The 20,862-nt window shown below is 61.9% G+C and carries 15 protein-coding genes; 10 read left to right on the forward strand and 5 right to left on the reverse strand.

From position 1 onward, the window contains the following. Nucleotides 1-380: 380 nt before the first annotated feature. The 4 genes from speA to CGA22_RS11230 form a co-directional block, all read right to left on the reverse strand. Nucleotides 381-2,294, reverse strand: coding sequence for an arginine decarboxylase (gene speA / locus CGA22_RS11215; protein ID WP_041022530.1), 1,914 nt, complete (start codon nt 2,292-2,294; stop codon nt 381-383). Nucleotides 2,295-2,505: 211 nt separating this feature from the next. Further along, entirely contained in the window at nt 2,506-2,877 is a 372-nt protein-coding gene (locus tag CGA22_RS11220; RefSeq protein WP_041022529.1) for a translation initiation factor Sui1, read from the reverse strand. Nucleotides 2,878-3,043: 166 nt separating this feature from the next. Further along, on the reverse strand, nt 3,044-3,589 hold the full coding sequence (locus tag CGA22_RS11225; protein ID WP_041022528.1) for an NUDIX hydrolase: 546 nt from the start codon (nt 3,587-3,589) through the stop codon (nt 3,044-3,046). A 3-nt stretch (nt 3,590-3,592) separates the two neighbouring features. Then, a complete protein-coding gene (locus CGA22_RS11230; RefSeq protein WP_041022527.1) occupies nt 3,593-4,660 on the reverse strand; it encodes a DUF2333 family protein in 1,068 nt (355 codons plus the stop codon). Between the two features lie 287 nt (nt 4,661-4,947). On the opposite strand from CGA22_RS11230, the gene CGA22_RS11235 reads away from it, so the two are divergent. The 5 genes from CGA22_RS11235 (at nt 4,948) to accC (ending at nt 11,237) form a co-directional block, all read left to right on the forward strand. Beyond that, on the forward strand, nt 4,948-6,609 hold the full coding sequence (locus CGA22_RS11235; protein ID WP_041022526.1) for a diguanylate cyclase: 1,662 nt from the start codon (nt 4,948-4,950) through the stop codon (nt 6,607-6,609). Nucleotides 6,610-7,840: 1,231 nt separating this feature from the next. Next, nucleotides 7,841-8,608 (forward strand): methyl-accepting chemotaxis protein, encoded by a 768-nt coding sequence (locus CGA22_RS27435; protein WP_411157116.1) that lies wholly within the window; start codon nt 7,841-7,843, stop codon nt 8,606-8,608. Between the two features lie 290 nt (nt 8,609-8,898). Next, nucleotides 8,899-9,351, forward strand: coding sequence for a type II 3-dehydroquinate dehydratase (gene aroQ / locus CGA22_RS11245; RefSeq protein ID WP_041022524.1), 453 nt, complete (start codon nt 8,899-8,901; stop codon nt 9,349-9,351). Between the two features lie 48 nt (nt 9,352-9,399). Then, nucleotides 9,400-9,864 carry an acetyl-CoA carboxylase biotin carboxyl carrier protein gene (accB, locus tag CGA22_RS11250; protein WP_041022523.1) on the forward strand — a complete coding sequence of 155 codons (465 nt, stop codon included), beginning with the start codon at nt 9,400-9,402 and terminating at the stop codon, nt 9,862-9,864. A 17-nt stretch (nt 9,865-9,881) separates the two neighbouring features. Further along, a complete protein-coding gene (accC, locus tag CGA22_RS11255; RefSeq protein ID WP_024781402.1) occupies nt 9,882-11,237 on the forward strand; it encodes an acetyl-CoA carboxylase biotin carboxylase subunit in 1,356 nt (451 codons plus the stop codon). Between the two features lie 67 nt (nt 11,238-11,304). Here accC and CGA22_RS11260 read toward each other — a convergent pair whose 3' ends face one another. Further along, nucleotides 11,305-15,261, reverse strand: a complete 3,957-nt coding sequence (locus CGA22_RS11260; protein ID WP_188258586.1) for a dermonecrotic toxin domain-containing protein — start codon at nt 15,259-15,261, stop codon at nt 11,305-11,307. A 244-nt stretch (nt 15,262-15,505) separates the two neighbouring features. Here CGA22_RS11260 and prmA point away from each other — a divergent pair, with 244 nt between their 5' ends. The 5 genes from prmA to purH all read left to right on the forward strand — a co-directional run bounded on the left by prmA (nt 15,506) and on the right by purH (nt 20,850). Further along, nucleotides 15,506-16,384: a 50S ribosomal protein L11 methyltransferase gene (gene prmA, locus CGA22_RS11265; RefSeq protein WP_041022522.1), complete on the forward strand. Its 879-nt coding sequence runs from the start codon at nt 15,506-15,508 to the stop codon at nt 16,382-16,384. 30 nt (nt 16,385-16,414) lie between these two features. Beyond that, complete coding sequence (locus tag CGA22_RS11270) at nt 16,415-17,650, forward strand: DUF3426 domain-containing protein (RefSeq protein ID WP_041022521.1); 1,236 nt, start codon at nt 16,415-16,417, stop codon at nt 17,648-17,650. A 184-nt stretch (nt 17,651-17,834) separates the two neighbouring features. Then, nucleotides 17,835-18,842, forward strand: coding sequence for a tRNA dihydrouridine synthase DusB (gene dusB / locus CGA22_RS11275; RefSeq protein ID WP_041022520.1), 1,008 nt, complete (start codon nt 17,835-17,837; stop codon nt 18,840-18,842). Further along, a complete protein-coding gene (gene fis / locus CGA22_RS11280) occupies nt 18,839-19,159 on the forward strand; it encodes a DNA-binding transcriptional regulator Fis (RefSeq protein WP_024781407.1) in 321 nt (106 codons plus the stop codon). Before dusB ends, fis begins: the two co-directional genes overlap by 4 nt. 83 nt (nt 19,160-19,242) lie before the next feature. Continuing rightward, the gene (purH, locus tag CGA22_RS11285; protein WP_041023830.1) at nt 19,243-20,850 is read left to right on the forward strand and encodes a bifunctional phosphoribosylaminoimidazolecarboxamide formyltransferase/IMP cyclohydrolase; all 1,608 of its coding nucleotides are present in this window, start codon (nt 19,243-19,245) and stop codon (nt 20,848-20,850) included. Nucleotides 20,851-20,862: the final 12 nt, after the last annotated feature.

Raw genomic sequence — 20,862 nt, forward strand, 5'->3', positions numbered from 1 at the left:
ACAAGTTAGGAAAGGGACTACATGAAATGAGGACAGTATTGAGGAAATGACCCAGCGCTCGGAATTAACAGCGGCGCAAATAAAAATGCCCTCCAGAACTATCCGAAAAAACCCGCGATGTACGGTGAATTTTCTGACAGACCCGGAGGACAATGCCGATCGATCAAAGAGCTGCCACAGAGCCCTGATGCCGTTCAGTCAAGCCACACACCTGTGGGAGCAAAGCTTGCTCGCGATTGCAGTAAGTCTGTCAGCGACAATGTTGGCTGATCTGTCGCTATCGCGAGCAAGCTTTGCTCCCACAGGGTTTGTACCGCTTGATCCTTAACTGACTGGCATTAGCTACAGAGCCCCGTGTTCAACCGGCCCTCATCCGTGCCTCAGGACGACAAGTACGACGAACGCGTCAACCCCAGGCGCAGGGCGTCGAGGAACTGGGTGCGCTCGGCGGCGCTGATACGGGCGCTGGCACATTTGTCGCGGTAATGGGTCATCAACTCCTCCGGCGACAGGTGCACGTAGCGCAGCATGTCTTCAATGGTGTCGTGGGTCTCGATACCGGCGTGGTACACGCTACCGTCGGCATTCTGGTAGATGTTCACCGAATCGGTGTCACCGAACAGGTTGTGCATGTCGCCAAGGATTTCCTGGTAGGCACCGACCAGGAAGATCCCCAGCAGGTAGTCCTCGCCGGGATTGAGCGCATGGACCGGCAGGCTGGTCTCGATGCTCTGCTCGTCGACGTACTGCTTGATCTTGCCGTCGGAGTCGCAGGTCAGGTCTTGCAGCACGGCGCGGCGCATCGGCTCCTCGTCGAGACGATGCAGCGGCAGGATCGGCAGCACCTGGCCGATGGCCCAGGTGTCCGGCAGGCTCTGGAACACCGAGAAGTTGCAGATGTACTTGTCGGCGAGCTTGTCGTTGAGTTCATCCAGCACCTGGCGATGGGAACGCTGGCGGGCCTTCAACGAGTTGTGCAGGCGACGGCACACGGCGAAGTAGCACTGCTCGGCCAGGGCTTTTTCCGCCAGGGTCAGCTTGCCGTCGGCATACTGGGTGGCCACGTCGCTCATGTAGTGGGTGGCGCGCCAGTAGGTTTCGGTGACCATCTCGATATCGGTCGGACCCAGCAGGTCAACCAGCCACTGCACGGTTTCCGGCAGTTCCTGCTTGTTGTCGATCACTGGCATGTCGTCGACGTGCCGCTCCACGTCGGTCACCTGCACCACCAGCATCGCGTGGTGCGCGGTCAGGGAGCGACCGCTTTCCGAAAAGATGTGCGGATGCGGCAGGCTCTGGGCATCGCAGAACTCCTTGAGCATACCGACCACGACACCGGCGTAATCGTCCATGTCGTAGTTGATCGAACTGGCGTTGCGCGAATGTGTACCGTCGTAGTCCACGCCCAGGCCACCGCCGACGTCGATGTGATCCACCGGCAGGCCGAGGTTGCGCAGTTCGCCGTAGTAACGGATCGCTTCCTTGAAGCCGTGCTGGTAGTCCGCCAGGTTGGCGATCTGCGAGCCCATGTGGAAGTGCAGCAGGCGAATGCCCTGGTCCAGGCCGGCAGCGCGGAAGCGCTCGACCACCGACAGCAACTGCGCGGCGGACAAGCCGAACTTGGACTTCTCGCCACCGGTGTCGGCCCATTTGCTCGACGCCAGGGACGACAGGCGCACCCGCAGGCCAACCTGTGGCTTGACCTTGAGCGAAGCAGCCTCTTCGATCACCAGGCCGACTTCGGATTCCTTCTCGATCACGATGAACACGTTGTGGCCCAGCTTCTGGCCCATCAGCGCCAGACGAATGAACTCACGGTCCTTGTAACCGTTGCAGACAATGGTGCCGCCCTTCGGCGCCAGGGCCAGCACCGCCAGCAGCTCGGGCTTGGAGCCGGCTTCCAGGCCGATGGAGACGTTCTGGGTGGCGATGATGTTCTCGATCACCGCTTCCTGCTGGTTGACCTTGATCGGGTAGAGCGCGGTGTATTGGCTCTGGTACTCCAGGCGCGCGATGTTGCTGTCGAATGCGCCGGTGAGCTGGCGCACACGGTCTTGCAGGATGTCGGGGAAGCGCACCAGCAAGGGCAACGACAGACCGCTCTGGCGCAACTGATCGACCTGTTCGAACAGATCGATGGGCGAACTGTCGGGACCGTTCGGACGAACTTCGACGCGACCGGCGTCATTGATCGCGAAATACCCGGCCCCCCAATGGCGAATCCCGTAAACACTGCGGCTGTCCGCAACTGTCCATTGGCTGCCATCGTCTTTGCGTGTGCGTCGTACGGACATCGAAGTCCCCTATTAAAGAAGTCAAAATGCACCATCCGGTCGGAGGCTGGCGCAGTCTAGAGAATGGAAATGACGATTTGCCTGCAAGCAGGGTAGACCCTGGCTGCAGCGCTGAGTTTAGAAACCCGTTCAGAACAGGCTCTGTGAAAACCCTATGGGCGACCTCGAACATCGGGTTCGGATCAAGCCGGAGTGGTTTTCACAGAGGCTGCTAGCCGCCGGATTTTTTTGCCTTGAAACCGTGCTTGACCAGTTCCGCCAGCAACAGCTCGACGTGATCACCCTGGATCTCGATGACGCCGTCCTTCAACGCGCCACCGGTGCCACAGCGTTTCTTCAACGTGGTGGCCAGTTCCTTGAGCGCGTCTTCGGCCAACGGCACGCCGGTGATCGTGGTCACCGTCTTGCCGCCGCGCCCCTTGCTTTCACGGCGCACACGGGCAACACCGTCGCCGGCAGGGATGACGGTCTGTTTGCAGATGCAGGCATCCACCGGCTGACGGCAATCAGGGCAATGACGACCGGCGTCGGTAGAAAATACCAGGCCGCCCAGGGCGGCGAAGGATGCGGCTTTTTTGGCCACCGGCAATCCTCTCGGGAGGACAAAGACTGGTCGGGGAGAGTGCCTCGACCGCGAAGCCCCACTCAGGCAGGGGCAGCGCTACTGGACCGCAGACGTCGGTTCAGCTTGAAAAGTCGCGCAGTGTAACGGCAAAAAGCCGACTTGCTAAGGGCCAATCCGCGCCAATTTACAGCTTCTTTGCGACACCACGCAGATAACGCTCGAGCGCCGCCAACGAGTCCGGGCAATAAGGCTTGTGCCGGATTTCATCCAGTACCTGTTTGATCGGCATGAAGCGCGCTTCGAGCACCTCTTCGGGCTGCAGCACCAGTGGCCCGTCCCACACCGCCGAAAACGCCGAACACCACAGGCGACTGCCGGGGTCTTCGAAGTAAAAGTGGTCATGGGCGATGAGGGGCACCCCGCTCACGCCCAGTTCCTCTTCCAGTTCCCGGGCCGCCGACTCGGCGTAGGTCTCGTCGGCCAGCACCATCCCGCCCGCCGCCACGTCCCAGAAGCCCGGGTAGATCGCCTTGCTCAGGGTTCGCCGGTGGACACACAACTCACCCGCCGAGTTGAACAGCATGATGTAGGTGCCACGCCCGATCAGGCCACGCTCGCGCAGGTCCGAACGCACCAGGCTGCCGAGCAGGTTGTCGTGTTCATCGACCCAAGCGATCAGCTCGGCATCCGAGGCCACACGGTGAGCGGCCTCCCGGGGACTTTCGCTCATGAATCAGCCCTGGTTCAGCAATTGCCGCAAGTCGATCACCGCCGCGTTGGCCCGGGAGATGTAGTTGGCCATGACCAGGGAATGGTTCGCCAATACACCGAAGCCGCTGCCATTGAGGATCATCGGGCTCCAGACCGGTTCCTGGGAGGCCTCCAGCTCACGAATGATCTGCCGCACGCTGACCGTGGCGTTCTTCTTCGCCAGCACATCGGCGAAGTCCACCTCAATGGCGCGCAACAAGTGGGACAGGGCCCAGGCCTGGCCACGCGCTTCGTAGAACACGTTGTCGATCTGCAACCACGGGGTCTCGACCACCTCTTCATCCACCTGCGGTACCTGGCCCGGAGCCGGGACTTCGGTTTTCAGCGAGGTGTTGAGCTTGACCCGGCCGACACTGGCCGACAGACGCTGGGACAGCGAACCCAGGCGAGTACCGACGTCGCCCAGCCAGTTGTTCAGGTTGTCGGCGCGGGCGTAGAACAACGCGCTTTTCTGGGCAGGATCGGACAGGCGCGCCTGATAGCGGCTCAGGGAATTGATGCCTTCCTGGTACTCCGACTCGCTGGAGGGCAGCACCCAGCTGCGGTTATCGAAGTTGAACCGCGGCTCGGCCTTGGCCAGGTCGGCGTCCTCGGCGGACTGGGATTGGGAGCGGGCGAAGTCCTTGCGCAAGGCACGACTCAGGTCGCGGACCTGCACCAGCACGCCGTACTCCCAGCTCGGCATGTTGTCCATCCACAGGCCTGGCGGAAAACGGTCGTTGGAAATGTAGCCGCCCGGCTTGGTCAGCAAGGTCCCGGCCACGGTCTTGAGGGTCTCGACGGTGGTGTAGCCGACCACCATTTGCCGGCCGTCTCTCTCGGCCGCCGCCTGGGCATTCTGCTGCACGGGAAACAGGGCGGGCTCCTGGCTCCAGTACCAGCCGATGGCGATGGTCACCAGCAGATACAAGCCGATCAGCGTGGCCAGCGCGCGGCTGAAAAACAGCCCACCCAGGTAGCTGCGAGTGGCCGATTTCGGCTCGGCGGCACGTTCAGGTGCGCTGCCCGCGCGGTTTTTCCAGTCCAGCATGGTGATGTCCCTTCAATCACTTGAGTTCACGGTTCGACCACAACCCTACGCCATCGTGCCTGATTTGAAACGCGATAAATCCTGCGCAAATCATGCTGGCCCAGGCAAGACAGTCGGATGGCAACTATAAAGGAAGCGCGGCCATCGGCCTACGAAACCGACCGGTCACAAACTGAATGTCGCTGCTGGGTAGTTTATTGACGTATGACACTCATGCGTATGAAAAGAGATGCTAGCATAGAGCCACCAGTCGACCTCAGCATGTATCTAACTAAGTAGTCAGGATAATGACCGAGCCAGAAGACCCCAGCCGTGAGCGCCTCAAGCACCACTTTGCCCAGCGGGTAATTCATCAGGCTCGTCAGATCCTGGAGATATGGCAGCGCTTGCAACGCAGTGAATGGTCCAGCACCGATCTGTCGGAGCTCAGTGAAGCCAATCTGCGCCTGCTGCGCTTCGCCGAGCGCTTCGAACAGCCGGAGCATTCCCAGCTGGCCCAGGGCATCAGCCAGTCACTGCAAGCCGTGGACGCCAATCGCGGACGGCTGAGCAGCCATCTGATCACCGAAATCAATCGCCTGATGCAGCGCCTGTCCCGTACCGGCCTGCGCCATGGGGACCAGCTCGAACAGACTTTCCTGCCGCCGTTGCGCAAACCCATCTACGTGTTGCTGCAAGACCATGACCGCGCCGAGCGCCTTGCCAAGCAGCTGGAGTTCTTCGGCCTCAGCGCCCAGGCGTTGGAGAGTGTCGCGGCATTTCGCGCCTCGATGGTCGAGCGCCTGCCGGCGGCGATTGTCATGGACGTGGATTTCAGCGGCCCCGGCATCGGCCTGAAACTGGCGGACGAAGCCCAGCAAGGCCTGGAACAGCCCTTGCCACTGCTGTTTTTCAGCCTGCTGGAAACCGATACCCCGACACGCCTGGCCGCCGTGCGCGCCGGCGGGCAGGAGTTCCTTACCGGCACCCTCGAGGCCTCGAGCCTGCTGGAAAAGATCGAGGTGCTGACCTGCGTCGCCCAGTACGAACCCTATAAAGTGCTGATCATCGATGACTCCCGCGCCCAGGCCCTGCACACCGAGCGCCTGCTCAACAGTGCCGGCATCGTGACCCGCACACTGATCGATCCGATCCAGGCCATGGCCGAGCTGGCCGATTTCCAGCCTGACCTGATCATTCTCGACATGTACATGCCCGCCTGCACCGGTACGGAACTGGCGAAGGTAATCCGCCACAATGACCGCTACGTCAGCGTACCGATCATCTACTTGTCCGCCGAAGATGACCTGGACAAGCAGCTCGATGCCATGAGCGAGGGCGGCGATGACTTCCTGACCAAACCGATCAAGCCCCGCCACCTGATCACCACCGTGCGCAACCGTGCGGCCCGGGCCCGCAACCTCAAGGCGCGGATGGTCCGCGACAGCCTCACCGGCCTGTACAACCACACTCATATCCTGCAACTGCTCGAGGACTGCTGCTTCCGCGCCCGCCGCGAAGGCAAGCCCCTGAGCTTTGCCATGCTGGACATCGACCATTTCAAACGGGTCAACGACAGCCACGGCCACCCCATGGGCGACCGGGTGATCAAGAGCCTGGCGCTGTTTCTCAAGCAGCGCCTGCGCAAGACCGATTTCATCGGCCGTTACGGCGGCGAAGAGTTCGCCATTGTCATGCCCGACACCGATATCAAAGACGCCTGCGCGGTATTGGATGAAATCCGCCAACGCTTTGCCGAAATCCACTACCCGGCCCAGCCCCATGATCTGTGGTGCACGTTCAGTGCCGGCGTGGTGGAGATGAGCGAGGACGCCGACAGCCTGATGATGGCCAGTGAGGCGGATGAAGCGCTGTATCGTGCCAAGCATGCCGGTCGCAACCGGGTACAGAGCGCGAGGCAAAGTGCCACTTTTTCATCGGAATCCACTGACTCGGTCATAAACCTGTAACTCCAGCGCAATAAATTCAGGCACTTACGATTCTGCCCCCGGTAGACCTTTGATGCGCCTGAAACTGTTGACCAACCTCAATACCCTGCTGTTATTGGCCGTGTGCCTGGGCCTGGGCGCCACGCTCTGGTGGTCCCAGGCCGCCCTGGAACGTCCTTACCTGTTGATGGAGCGCTATCTGGGGCTGTCACGGCAATTCCAGGGCGAGGTGGCGCGCAACATCGAGGACTACCTGGCCAGTGGCGACGCCTTGCGCCTCAGCGCCGCCAGCCAAGCCCTCGACACCCTGCAAAAGGAACTGGATCAATTTCCTCCGGAACTGGCCCGCACGCTCAGGCCGAGCCTGTCGAGCCTGGATGACTTCGGCAAGACCGATCTGCTGGCCGCCGGCAAGCTGGCCGGCGATCCCCAGGCCTTGCTGTTGCAAGCCGAACGTGAACTGGGCGCCAACCTGGACCAGCTCGCCCGGTACGCCAACGGCGCCCCGAGTTACCTGCCTTTGTTGTTCAGTGCATCACAACATCTGGGCCGGCTGTCTCTTGCGCGGGACAAACTGGTCAGCAGCGGGCGCAGCGAATTGGCCGCCGATGTCGAGCGGGAAGTGGCAAGCATTCGTGCGCAGGCCGGGCAACTGGACAGCCTGCCGCTGCTGGGCGTAACAACCAGCAGCGATTCCGCTGGCGATGATTTCGCCGCGCTGATGGGCCTGGAAAATCAGGAAAAAGCCGTCACCGAAGACGCCGGTATCGCCCTCAAGCGCGAACTCAACAGTCTGCTCGGACGCTACCCCGCGGAGCTGGCGCGCACCCGCGAGCTGATCCAGAAACGCACCGAACTGAGCAACGCCACCCATGTGAAAACCGCCGATGTGCAACAGGCGATCGATGCCCTGGAGCCTGTGGTGCGTGCCCAACACGGACAGATCCAGGGCGAGGTCCGTCTGATCCAGGGTGTGATGATCGGCTTGATCCTGTTGATCGCACTGCTTATCGACACCTGGCAACGACGCCTGGCCCGGACCCTGACACACCTGGCGCCGGCCCTGTCGACCTGGGCCGAAGGCGACTTCAGCCGTGATATCCATGTAGGCGCCAGCAACCGCGAACTGCAAGACATCGAAGCGTCACTCAATCGACTGCGGGCCTATCTGGCGGACCTGGTGGGAACCATTCACCTGAACGCCGAACAGGTCGCCGGCAGCAGCCGGGCCCTGGCCGAACTCAGCGCGGAGATGCACAGTGGCGCGGAGTATCAGGCCGACGACACGGCGCTGATCCGCGACTCCCTGGGCGAGCTTGAAGCGACCATTCAGCAGGTGGCCGGCGACGCCAGCCAGGCCGCCGACGCCAGCCGCAGCGCCGGGCATGCCGTGGAACAAGGGCAGAAAGTCATCGGCCTGAGTCTTACCGGGCTGCACGCGCTGGTGGGCGAAGTACAAGGCAACGCGCAGATGATCGAACAACTGGCCGAAGAGTCGGCCACCATCGGCGGCGTGCTGACGGTGATTCGCTCGATTGCCGACCAGACCAACCTGCTGGCTCTCAATGCGGCCATCGAAGCCGCCCGCGCCGGGGAGATGGGCCGAGGTTTTGCGGTGGTGGCCGAGGAAGTCCGCTCCCTGGCCCAACGCACGGCGGGGGCCACGGCCGAAATCCAGGCCTTGATCGCTCGTCTGCAACTGGCCGCGCGTCAATCAGTCGATGGCATGCGCGCCCAAGTCGAACACGCAGAAGCCACTGCCAACCAGGCCCAAGCGGCCGACGGCGCGCTGGATAAAATCGTCGATGCCATCCAGACCATCGCCGACACCGCCATGCGCATCGCCGAAGTCACCGCCCAACAGAGCGGCGCCGTCAGCGAAATCCGCGATCACAGCGAGCGGATTCACCAATTGGGCGGGGAAAACCTGCTGCGTATCGGCCAGGGACGGGAACAGGGCGAAAACCTGCTGGTTCTGGGTGGGCGCCTGCATACGGCGGTACAGGCGTTTCGTGTTTGACTGCCACCGACAATCCCCGTGTGGGAGCGAGCCTGCTCGCGATGGCGGTGGGTCAGCTTGCATCAGTGTCGAATGTGCCGACGTCTTCGCGAGCGGGCTCGTCCGGGGCGCTCCCACAGGTTCAGGATGGTCTGCGCCGACATAGGTGACCGGATCTCTAGGCATGGTCACAAATTTTTCGCAAACATCGCTCATCGTGCTGGCTATTGCCGAGAACTGGACAGTCATTAAGGCTTTGCGGCATAGTCGCCGGGTTCTGATACCTGCTCACAGATAACAAGGAACAGCCGATGGCGACCCTTTTGGTCCTGCACGGACCCAACCTGAACCTGCTGGGCACCCGTGAACCGGGCGTCTATGGGGCCGTGACACTGGCCCAGATCAACCAGGACCTGGAGCAGCGAGCCCGCGCCACCGGCCATCATTTGCTCTACCTGCAAAGCAATGCCGAATATGAATTGATCGACCGCATCCATGCCGCCCGTGGTGAAGGCGTGGACTTCATTTTGATCAATCCAGCAGCTTTTACACATACAAGTGTCGCATTACGTGACGCGCTGCTGGCGGTGAGCATCCCATTCATCGAAGTGCATTTGTCCAACGTGCACAAACGCGAACCTTTCCGCCATCACTCCTACTTCTCCGATGTAGCGGTGGGAGTGATCTGCGGCCTTGGCGCCAGCGGTTACCGACTGGCCCTGGAGGCCGCCCTAGAGCAGCTTGAAAAACAGGCAACAGCTTGAACAACAAGCGTTAAACGCCCCTGACCGACCCTTGGGAGTTGATGATTCATGGATATCCGTAAAGTTAAGAAACTGATCGAATTGCTGGAAGAGTCCGGCATCGACGAGCTCGAGATCAAGGAAGGCGAAGAGTCCGTACGCATCAGCCGCCACAGCAAGACGCCAGCCCAGCAGTTCTACGCCCCGGCACCGATGCAGGCTCCGGCCGCCGCACCAGCGCCAGCCGCACCTGCCGCCGCCGCTGCTGCTCCAGCCGCTGCCGCCGCGCCAGCACTCAACGGCACTGTGGCCCGTTCGCCAATGGTAGGTACCTTCTATCGCAAGTCTTCGCCAACCTCGCCGTCCTTCGTTGAAGTGGGCCAGACCGTGAAGAAAGGCGACACCCTGTGCATCGTCGAAGCCATGAAGATGATGAACCACATCGAAGCTGAAACCAGCGGTGTGATCGAGTCCATCCTCGTTGAAGACGGCCAGCCGGTTGAGTACGACCAACCGCTGTTCACCATCGTTTGAACCGCGGAGAGCCTTTGATGACTGCGAAGCTGGAAAAAGTCCTGATCGCGAACCGCGGTGAGATCGCTCTGCGGATCCTGCGTGCCTGCAAAGAGATGGGCATCAAGACCGTCGCCGTTTACTCCAAGGCCGACAAAGAGCTGATGCACCTGGGCCTGGCGGACGAATCCGTCTGCATCGGCCCGGCTTCTGCCGCGCACTCCTACCTGCACATCCCGGCGATCATTGCCGCTGCCGAAGTGACCGGCGCCACCGCCATTCACCCAGGCTACGGGTTCCTGGCGGAAAACGCCGACTTCGCCGAACAGGTCGAGAATTCCGGTTTTGCCTTCATCGGCCCGAAAGCCGAGACCATCCGCCTGATGGGCGACAAGGTGTCGGCCAAGCACGCCATGATCGCAGCCGGCGTACCGACCGTTCCGGGCTCCGACGGCCCGCTGCCTGAAGACGAAGAAACCGCTCTGCGCATCGGTCGCGAAGTCGGTTACCCGGTGATCATCAAGGCCGCCGGCGGCGGCGGTGGTCGCGGCATGCGTGTGGTACACAAGGAAGAAGACCTGATTTCCTCGGCGAAACTGACCCGCTCCGAAGCAGGCGCGGCGTTCGGCAACCCGATGGTCTATCTGGAAAAATTCCTGACCAACCCACGCCACGTCGAAGTTCAGGTGCTGTCCGACGGTCAAGGCCAGGCCATCCATCTGGGCGACCGCGATTGCTCGCTGCAACGTCGTCACCAGAAGGTCCTCGAAGAAGCGCCGGCACCGGGCATCGACGAGAAGGCCCGCCAGGAAGTCCTGGCTCGTTGCGTCAAGGCCTGCATCGACATCGGCTACCGCGGTGCCGGTACCTTCGAGTTCCTGTACGAGAACGGTCGCTTCTACTTCATCGAAATGAACACCCGTGTTCAGGTGGAGCACCCGGTTTCGGAAATGGTCACCGGTATCGACATCGTCAAGGAGATGCTCAGCATCGCCGCCGGCAACAAGCTGTCGTTCACCCAGGATGACGTGGTCATCCGCGGTCACGCGCTGGAATGCCGGATCAACGCCGAAGACCCGAAAACCTTCATGCCAAGCCCAGGCACGGTCAAGCACTTCCATGCACCGGGCGGCAATGGCGTTCGCGTCGACTCGCACCTGTACAGCGGTTATGCCGTTCCGCCGAACTACGATTCGTTGATCGGCAAGCTGATCACCTACGGGGCGACCCGCGACGAAGCCATGGCGCGCATGCGCAATGCGCTGGAAGAAATCGTGGTTGACGGGATCAAGACCAACATCCCGCTGCACCGCGATCTGGTACGTGACAAAGGCTTCTGCGAAGGCGGCGTCAACATCCATTACCTGGAGCACAAGCTGGCCCACGAGGCTTGATGTCCCAAGTGATGTAAAAAAAGACCCCGGTCCGTTGGCCGGGGTCTTTTTTTTGCCTGCCGAGCGATCAGCTCAGCAGCACCGTCGAGAAAGCTTGCGCTTCGATCTGCGCCGAAGTCACCGGCCTCCCCTGCCCAGTGCTGATGGCACCACTGGGATTGGCGACCAGGGGCTCGTTGCGCACGCGCCTCATGAACCCCCGTGCCCGCACCGACACCGGATCGGCACTCTTTTTCGCTCGCGCCAGCACCGGTATGTAGTAGCGTTCGACCTGGCCGCGCGATGTCTTGAACACCGACGTCACGCCACTGCGCAGGTCCAGCGCGACACCGTAGGTACTGCCGAAACAGGAAGAGTACGACCAGTAATCCCACGTGGGTTGCAGGCCCTGGCGCCGCATCGCCGACCTGACCCGCCCGCCGATGTCAGTGCCAGTCAGCCAATCCCCACCCACCAGGGTGGCACGAATATCCTGCGCCACTCCGCCCAGACGCTGCGTTATGTCTCGCAGACAGCGCTCGATCAGCGCGCGGATATTGTGATCAAAGTGAATGACAGCCCCCATTCCAGTGGTCGGGTTGTGCAGCGAAGCGATCACGCAGGTCTGCGCGTTCAGGGAGAACAGATAATTGTCCGCGACCGCCTCGCTGAACCTCGCCACTACCGCCTCGCCCTGCAACGCCCCCCTTGAGACATCCGGAAAGACATGACCAGGAAACGCCGCCCGCAAGTCATCCACTCGCCCAAGGTAGGACACCTCGCCGTTTCCACCCAGCAAGCCCGGCTTATCGTAGATCCACTTGCCATTCGACATCCTGCGCAGGGGCTCCTGATAAAGCGCCCCGGGACTCCTGGCATCCACCAGGCGCAGACCATTAAAAGAGGGATGCGTCTTCACCTGGTAGTACCTGCCTTTATGCTTGATAAAGTGGATGTCCCGTGGTTGTGAAGCACTGGACGGGCTACGCCAGGTGCCCTTGAAAATGCCCTCTTCAGTCACCTCCACCAGGTTTTCAGGCACTCTCTTGACGGCCTGATGCGCCTTGAAGCGTATGGGTCGTAGCGTCAGATCACTCTCTTTGGTGGCGACGAGGGCTGCATACCTCAAGCGCTGGACGGACAACGATACAGGCTTCACGACGTGCCACAGATGCCTGACAGCGCCCATAATCTGCGGCCCAAACAGGGCGAACAACGCTCCCCAGGCCGCGAACATCCAATGCCACAGCGCGCTTTCCGTGTCGCCCTGGACATGCGCCTCGATGGCCTGCCCGGAACTGACGGTAATGAGGGCGATATCCAGCAGCAGGACAAAAGGGGGATACACCATGCATACCGGCGCTGACGCAAAGAGCAGACCCTTGATGACCTGGCCCTCGATCACTTCGGTACGGCTGGTGGTGACATCCTCCACATCAGTGACGCTGCGCTCGATATAGGCATCGAACTCGGCCCGGATGTCGATCACCCGATTGAGTTCGCGCAACGCATCGACGCGAGCGCTCGCCGTCGCCAGGGCCACCAGCGAGCGCCTTACCTTTTCCCTGGCGGTGAGCGCCACCCGCCCCACGACATAATCATGCAGTCGCGCTGCAACCCCTCCGGAAAAATCCCGGTACCGGCGAAAGGTGACGCCGTCCGGCGCGTCTGGCGTGTACAGCCAGGATGAACGTTTCGGATCGAAGTAGGTGAAAACGTAAACGCCCAATACGACATGCCCATCGACGGTAAACCTGACCACGCCCTCGCGCCTCACCACAGTTCCCGGATATTCAGGGCCGAACACCGGCACCGACTCCCCGAGCAGGGTGACTTGCCGGGTGAGCCACCAGAACTCCGAATCGTTCAACAGGCCCTTGCCCTTCGCGACGCGCAGGTCACGGTCCATTCGGATCAGCAGCATGTGGCGGTAGGTATTGCGACGCTTGATGTAGGCAGGCGAATCGACGTCGAGGAACTTGGCGCGGGTTTCCTTCCCATAGCGCTCGCCCACATAAGCCCGCCGGATATAGAGTGCCAGCTCGGCACTGCGGACCTGCCTCAGGTCCTGCCCGACAGAGGAACGCACACCTTTGCGGGGGTCATCGATACCCGAGTTGTCGTCATACCCATGGATCACCAGATCCAGCAGGCTCGCGGTCTTCGTGTCACGACCCGCGAGCCCCGGGCTGTAGTCGATGAGGATCGTCGCGGGATCGACCGGTTCAAGTACCCCCCTCCTGCGCAGATAAGGCGTGATCGCCTTGGCGACCGTGCGCTTGGCGAAGTCCACGAAGACTTCGAAGTCCGCAAGCTGCTCGTTGAATGCCCGCTGATGCACCAGGAGCTCCTGGCTCAAACTGCTGATGTTTCGACGGGAATCAAGCGGCAGCGCGGAGTACCAGCGAGGCGACTCGTCCAACTGCACCTGCGCCAGGTTATGGGCCAGCCCCATGGCCACGATGTTTTCCAGACATGCCCTGAACCCGGTCCCCCCGGCCCTGAGATCCTTGCCCGAGTCCCAGGAAACCGGCTTGTCCACCACGTGGGCAAAGTATTCTCGGGCCGTCTCGCGATCATCCGGGGACAGCTGCTGCGCCAGGTATTCGCGCCCAGCCTCGTTTCGGGTCCATGTGCCTATTTCCACACTCACCGCCCACAGCGACGGCAACTCGATCCATTCCTGGCCATCTGGCTTGGCGGGCGCATACAGCAACAGATCGCCCTGCATGTCCTCGCGGAAAAACAGCAGCAGATCGGCACAGCGCAAGCCGTTTGGCAGCACCAGGCCGGTGACATGCAGCAGGCGGGCGCGCCGTACCGAAGGTTCGCCCTCTCCCCACAGGGCTTTGACCGCATCATGATTGGCCGCCTTCAAATGCCCCGCGCAACGCGCAATGAATGCGCTTTGCTGCAGTCGGGCCGCGAGCCAGTCGAACATGGCGCGTTTAAGATCCGTCCGATCATATCGATCGGCCAGCGCCTGCAAGTACCCCGCAGGCGCATCCACGTCCGCCAATAACCGGCTGATGAACGCCGATGAAAGGGGCTGATTGCGCAGCATCGCGCCATTTTCCACCAGGAGCACCGACACGGCATCCGACCTTACCGGGCCGGCCACCAGCAGGTCGCTCAGACTGTGACGTTGTATCGGCTGGTCAACGACCGTTTTCCATTGCAACGTCACTCGAACGCTGTCCGGCTCGACGGCCATGTCCAGTTCATGCCTGACATACGCTTTGGCCTGTTGTCGGGCGAAGGCCCGCAGCGAGCCCAAGCCATCGAGCAGTTCGTCGACCAGCGCCTGCGCCTGTAACGTCCGCTCCTGAAGCAGCTGTAGCGACGCTCGCCCGGGCTCATCCAACACCCGCAGCCAATGAAGCAATTGCAAACGTGCCAATGCATCAAGATCCCGGCGCTCCTGCGCAGTGGCCAGTGCCGTCGCTTCACTCATGCGACCCCAACCGTCCTGGAGCTTTTCGATGCGCTCGCGCAGCTCATCGACGTCCAGGCCCACCAACTGATCGGACTGAAAAATCCTGTCGATGGCCGCCATGTGCTCATTGAGCTTCTGCTGGACCAAGCCCTCGAGCGAGACGTCGCCGGTTGTCATTCGCCAATAACGACGCAGGTAGTCCTTGTAGTGCTGAATGCCCCCCCAGGCGACAGATTCCACCACCTGGACAATGACCTCCTGACGCTCCGCCGCAAACCCCCTGTCGGGCCCGCCAGGCCAACGAAACGCCACGTCGTATTCCTGGTCAGGCTCGAGCGGTTTGTCGTCGATCATCCGTTGCAGCACCGTGTCCATCAGCGTGCCGATGAAATGCGGGTCTATATTGCCTTCCTGATAGCGGGTACGCAGTTCGACCAACAGATACTCCTCCAGCACCTCCAGCAAGGTCATCTGGGCCTGCAGTCGCGGGTCGATAACGGCCTTCCAGCGCGCCAGTCGTTCCAGAACGACGTGTGCGGTTTCCGCCTGCGGAACAGCAACCGGTCCCGCGCCATTCACCTTGCTTTGCCCTTCGGCAGTGTTGTCCATCACGTTCCTCCCTGTTGTGTGGACCCTCACCTTATCCGCCGCATAACACCTCCATGTCATACATATATATATCGAAACACCACGCCCGACAGCAGCCGCGACCTGAGCTCGAATCAGCCGCACGGGCCGCCGGGCTTATCCACTTTGACGGCGACCTGGCGTACACTGCGCAGCTTTCGCAGCCTGGTGGCCACACAGACCGCCAGGGCTGCTTCCTGTAGATTTATTTCCAAAGGTGCCCGCCATGCCTTGGCTGCAAGTACGTCTGGCCATCAGCCCGGAACAAGCCGAAACCTACGAAGATGCGTTTCTTGAAGTAGGCGCCGTATCGGTCACCTTCATGGACGCCGAAGACCAACCGATCTTCGAGCCGGAACTCAACACCACACCGCTGTGGTCCCACACCCACCTGCTGGCCCTGTTCGAAGGTGGCACCGAAGCGACCAGCGTGTTGGCCCATCTGGAACTGCTGACCGGCAGCCCGCTGCCCGAACATCACAGCGAAGTGATCGAAGACCAGGACTGGGAACGCAGCTGGATGGACAATTTCCAGCCGATGCGCTTTGGCCAGCGACTGTGGATCGTGCCGAGCTGGCACGCGGCGCCGGAGCCGGACGCCGTCAATCTGCTGTTGGACCCGGGCCTGGCGTTCGGTACCGGCACCCACCCGACCACCGCGCTGTGCCTGGAATGGCTCGACGGCCAGGACCTCAAGGGCTGCGATGTGCTCGACTTCGGTTGCGGGTCGGGCATCCTGGCCATTGCCGCGTTGCTGCTGGGAGCCAGGGAAGCAGTCGGCACCGACATCGACGTCCAGGCCCTGGAAGCGTCCCGCGACAACGCCGGGCGCAACAACATTGCCGAAGCATCGTTCCCACTCTATCTGCCGCAGGACCTGCCCCAGGTCCAGGCCGACGTCCTGGTGGCCAATATCCTCGCCGGACCGTTGGTCTCCCTGGCGCCGCAACTGTCGAGCCTGGTCAAGCCGGGCGGGCGACTGGCGCTGTCGGGCATCCTGGCTGAACAGGGCGAGGAAGTCGCCGCCGCTTATGCCGCCGACTTTGACCTGGACCCTATTGCCAATCGCGATGGCTGGGTGCGCATCACCGGACGTCGGCGCTAGAATGGCCGCCTGTATCCACCGGATTGCCGCATGACTGACAGTTTCGTCACCCAGTGCCCGCATTGCCACACCAGTTTTCGCGTCAGCCATGCTCAATTGAGCGTGGCCCGCGGGGTGGTTCGCTGCGGCTCGTGCCTGCAAGTCTTCAACGCCGCACGGCAATTGCTGGAACAACGGACAGCCAGGGAGCCCGCTCCCACCATCGCCGCGCCCATCCGACCTGCCGCCGTCGAAGCAGCCCCCCGGGCGATCAGCCAGAAGCAGTGGACCGCCGCCGAGCTGGACCTGGATGACCTGGACAAGGAACTGGCTCGCCTGGAACGGCGTGACAAACGGGCACCGGACTCCTTCGGCCGACGCCGCGAAGATAACCTGAGCGCACAGCGGGACCACCTCTCCGGCGAGCAGGAACCCTGGTCCGACAGCCTGTACAGCGAGTCTCCCGCCGAGCGCGCGGAAGCCGTGGCCCAGCCCCCCATCGAACCGTTCGCCCCCCATGAGCCCGTCCGGCCACCACGCACCGAGCCATCCCTGTCCCTGCCCCTGACGCTTGAACCACTCGAGCCGGACGATGAACCTGGCGCGCCGCTGCACCTGGCGCCGGATGATGAGCCCGACGAACACCTCGAGCGCCTGTCCGCCACCGACGATATCGACGACATCGATGAAGAGCCGGCCCCGTCGCGCAAGAAACGCGAACGCCAGGAGCCCGGCATACGCGCCGAAGTCCTTCAGGACCTTGACGACGATCCGTTGCAACTGGACTGGCGCAAGCGTCGCTCGCCCTGGGGTCGCCGCCTGTTGTGGGGACTGTTGATCCTGCTGGCCGCCGGGGCCTTGGCGGGCCAGTACATCGCCTACCATTTCGAGGAACTGGCCCGCCAGGACCAGTACCGCCCGTGGTTCCTGCAGATTTGCCCGACCATTGGCTGTGACGTGCCATCCAAAGTCGATATCGCCAAGATCAAGAGCAGCAACCTGGTGGTACGCAGTCATCCGGACTTCAGCGGCGCCCTGGTGGTGGACGCGATCATCTACAATCGTGCGCCCTTCTCCCAGCCTTTTCCGCTGCTGGAACTGCGCTTCGCCGACCTTAACGGGCACTTGATCGCCAGCCGTCGCTTCAAGCCCGGAGAGTACCTGGGCGGCGATCTGGAGGGCCTGGGGGAAATGCCGCCCCAGACCCCCATTCATATCGCCCTGGACATCCTTGACCCGGGCCCCAAGGCAGTGAACTACAGTCTGAGCTTCCACTCGCCCGAGTGAAGCCGCCGGGGCCAGTCGATTGACGGCAGCTTTCTGACCCACCCCAGCCGGACCAAACCGCTGGCGATAACAAAATAGCTGTTCAGATTTTATCCAATTCGATCTTTATCCAGTCATCGAGAGCGGGTATCATGCCAACCCTTTTTCGAAGTCTCATGATCCGGCCCCACTTCAGGGAAGTCCTATGTCGGCGGTACGCATCGGCCCATACACACTGCAGAACGGTCTGGTTCTCGCCCCCATGGCGGGCGTCACCGATCAGCCCTTTCGTCAGTTGTGCAAACGGCTGGGCGCCGGTCTTGTGGTTTCGGAAATGGTCACCAGCGACATGAGCCTGTGGAACACCCGCAAGTCACGTCTGCGCATGATCCACGAAGGCGATCCCGAGCCCCGCTCGGTGCAGATCGCCGGTGGCGATGCACAGATGCTGGCAGAGGCGGCCCGGGCCAACGTGGCGCTGGGGGCACAGATCATCGACATCAACATGGGCTGCCCGGCCAAGAAGGTCTGCAACAAGGCTGCCGGCTCGGCGCTGTTGAAGGATGAGGCCCTGGTTACCGAGATCCTGCAGGCGGTCGTCGCCGCAGTCGATGTGCCGGTGACCTTGAAGATCCGCACCGGGTGGGACCGGGAGAACAGGAATGGCCTGACGGTGGCGAAGATCGCCGAACAGGCGGGAATCACGGCGTTGGCGGTCCATGGCCGCACCCGTGCCGACCTGTATACCGGCGAGGCCGAGTACGACACCATCGCCGCGATCAAGCAGGCGGTGTCGATACCGGTGTTTGCCAACGGCGATGTCGACTCGCCAGAGAAGGCCCGGTACGTGCTGGACGCGACCGGTGCCGATGGCCTGTTGATCGGCCGGGCCGCTCAGGGGCGGCCCTGGATTTTCCGTGAGATCGAACACTTCCTGCGCACTGGCGAAAAGCTCGCTGCGCCGCAAATGTCCGAGGTGGAACGAATTCTGCTGGAGCATCTGGCCGCGCTGCATGCCTTCTACGGAGAAGTCATGGGCGTGCGCATCGCGCGCAAGCATGTCGGCTGGTATCTCGCAACCCTGCCGGGCGCCAGGGAGTTTCGCGCCCGCTTCAATCGTTTGGATGGTACGCAAGCACAATGCGCCGACGTTCAGGCCTTCTTCGCTGAACGTTACAAGAGCCTGACAGGGGACGAAGGGGTGGCCGCATGACGATGATGACCGAGACTTTAGTGAGTGGAATAACACCCGTGAGCGACAACGTGAATTTGAAACAGCACCTCAATACGCCTAGCGAAGAGGGTCAGACCCTTCGCGGGAGTGTCGAGAAGGCGCTGCACAATTATTTCGCCCACCTTGAGGGCGCTGCCGTCACGGATGTGTACAACCTGGTGCTTTCCGAAGTCGAGGCGCCACTGCTCGAAAGCGTGATGAACTACGTCAAGGGCAACCAGACCAAGGCCAGCGAGATGCTGGGCCTGAACCGCGGTACCCTGCGCAAGAAACTCAAGCAGTACGATCTGCTATAAGCATTCAATCAAACCAGAAAGGCGCCCGCGTAAAAAACGGTCGCCTTTTTTGCTGACTTCCCTTGCTTTTGATGGAAATTGAAATGACCGACCAGACCACCCGCCTGCCGATCCGCCGCGCCTTGATCAGCGTCTCCGACAAGACCGGGATCCTCGAATTCGCCCGCGAACTGCAACAGCTGGGCGTCGAGATCCTCTCCACCGGCGGGACCTTCAAGCTGCTGCAGGACAATGGCGTCGCCGCAGTGGAAGTCGCGGACTACACCGGGTTTGCGGAAATGATGGACGGTCGGGTCAAGACCCTGCACCCGAAAATCCATGGTGGGATCCTGGGCCGTCGCGGTATCGACGACGCCATCATGAACGAACACGGCATCAAGCCGATCGACCTGGTGGCGGTCAACCTCTACCCGTTCGAAGCCACCATCAGCAAGCCGGGCTGCGACCTGCCGACCGCCATCGAGAACATCGACATCGGCGGCCCGACCATGGTCCGCTCGGCGGCCAAGAACCACAAAGACGTAGCCATCGTGGTCAACGCCAGCGACTACGCCAATGTGCTGGAAAACCTCAAGGCCGGTGGCCTGAGCTACGCCCAGCGCTTCGACCTGATGCTCAAGGCCTTCGAACACACCGCAGCCTACGACGGCATGATCGCCAACTACATGGGCACTGTGAACCAGGCCGCTGAAACCCTGTCGACCGAAGGCCGCAGCGAATTCCCGCGCACCTTCAACACCCAGTTCGTCAAGGCCCAGGAAATGCGCTATGGCGAGAACCCGCACCAGAGCGCGGCGTTCTACGTGGAAGCCAAGCCTGCCGAAGTCGGCATCGCCACCGCCACCCAGCTGCAAGGCAAGGAACTGTCGTTCAACAACGTGGCCGACACCGACGCCGCGCTGGAATGCGTGAAGAGCTTCGTCAAGCCAGCCTGCGTGATCGTCAAGCACGCCAACCCGTGCGGCGTGGCCGTGAGCCCGGACGCCGAGGGCGGTATCCGCCAGGCCTACGAACTGGCCTATGCTACCGACACCGAATCGGCCTTCGGCGGCATCATCGCCTTCAACCGTGAACTGGACGCCGAGACCGCCAAAGCCATCGTCGAGCGTCAGTTCGTCGAAGTGATCATCGCGCCTTCGGTCAGCGAAGAAGCGCGCGCCATCGTGGCCGCCAAGGCCAACGTGCGCCTGCTGGCCTGCGGCCAATGGTCGGCAGACCGTGCGCCGGCCTGGGACTACAAGCGCGTCAACGGTGGCCTGCTGGTACAGAGCCGTGACATCGGCATGATCGGCAGCGCCGACTTGAAAGTCGTGACCCAGCGCGCCCCGAGCGAGCAGGAAATCAACGACCTGATCTTCGCCTGGAAAGTCGCCAAGTACGTTAAGTCCAACGCCATCGTCTACGCCAAGAACCGCCAGACCATCGGCGTCGGCGCCGGCCAGATGAGCCGCGTGAACTCGGCCCGCATCGCCGCGATCAAGGCCGAGCACGCCGGTCTGCAGGTCCAGGGCGCGGTCATGGCATCCGATGCGTTCTTCCCGTTCCGCGACGGTATCGACAACGCGGCCAAGGTCGGTATCACTGCGGTGATCCAGCCGGGTGGTTCGATGCGTGATGCAGAAGTCATCGCTGCCGCCGATGAAGCGGGTATCGCGATGGTCTTCACCGGCATGCGTCATTTCCGCCACTGATACACCCATTGA

Origin of the sequence: Pseudomonas sp. PSB18 (assembly GCF_014596565.1) — a bacterium.
GTDB lineage: Bacteria > Pseudomonadota > Gammaproteobacteria > Pseudomonadales > Pseudomonadaceae > Aquipseudomonas.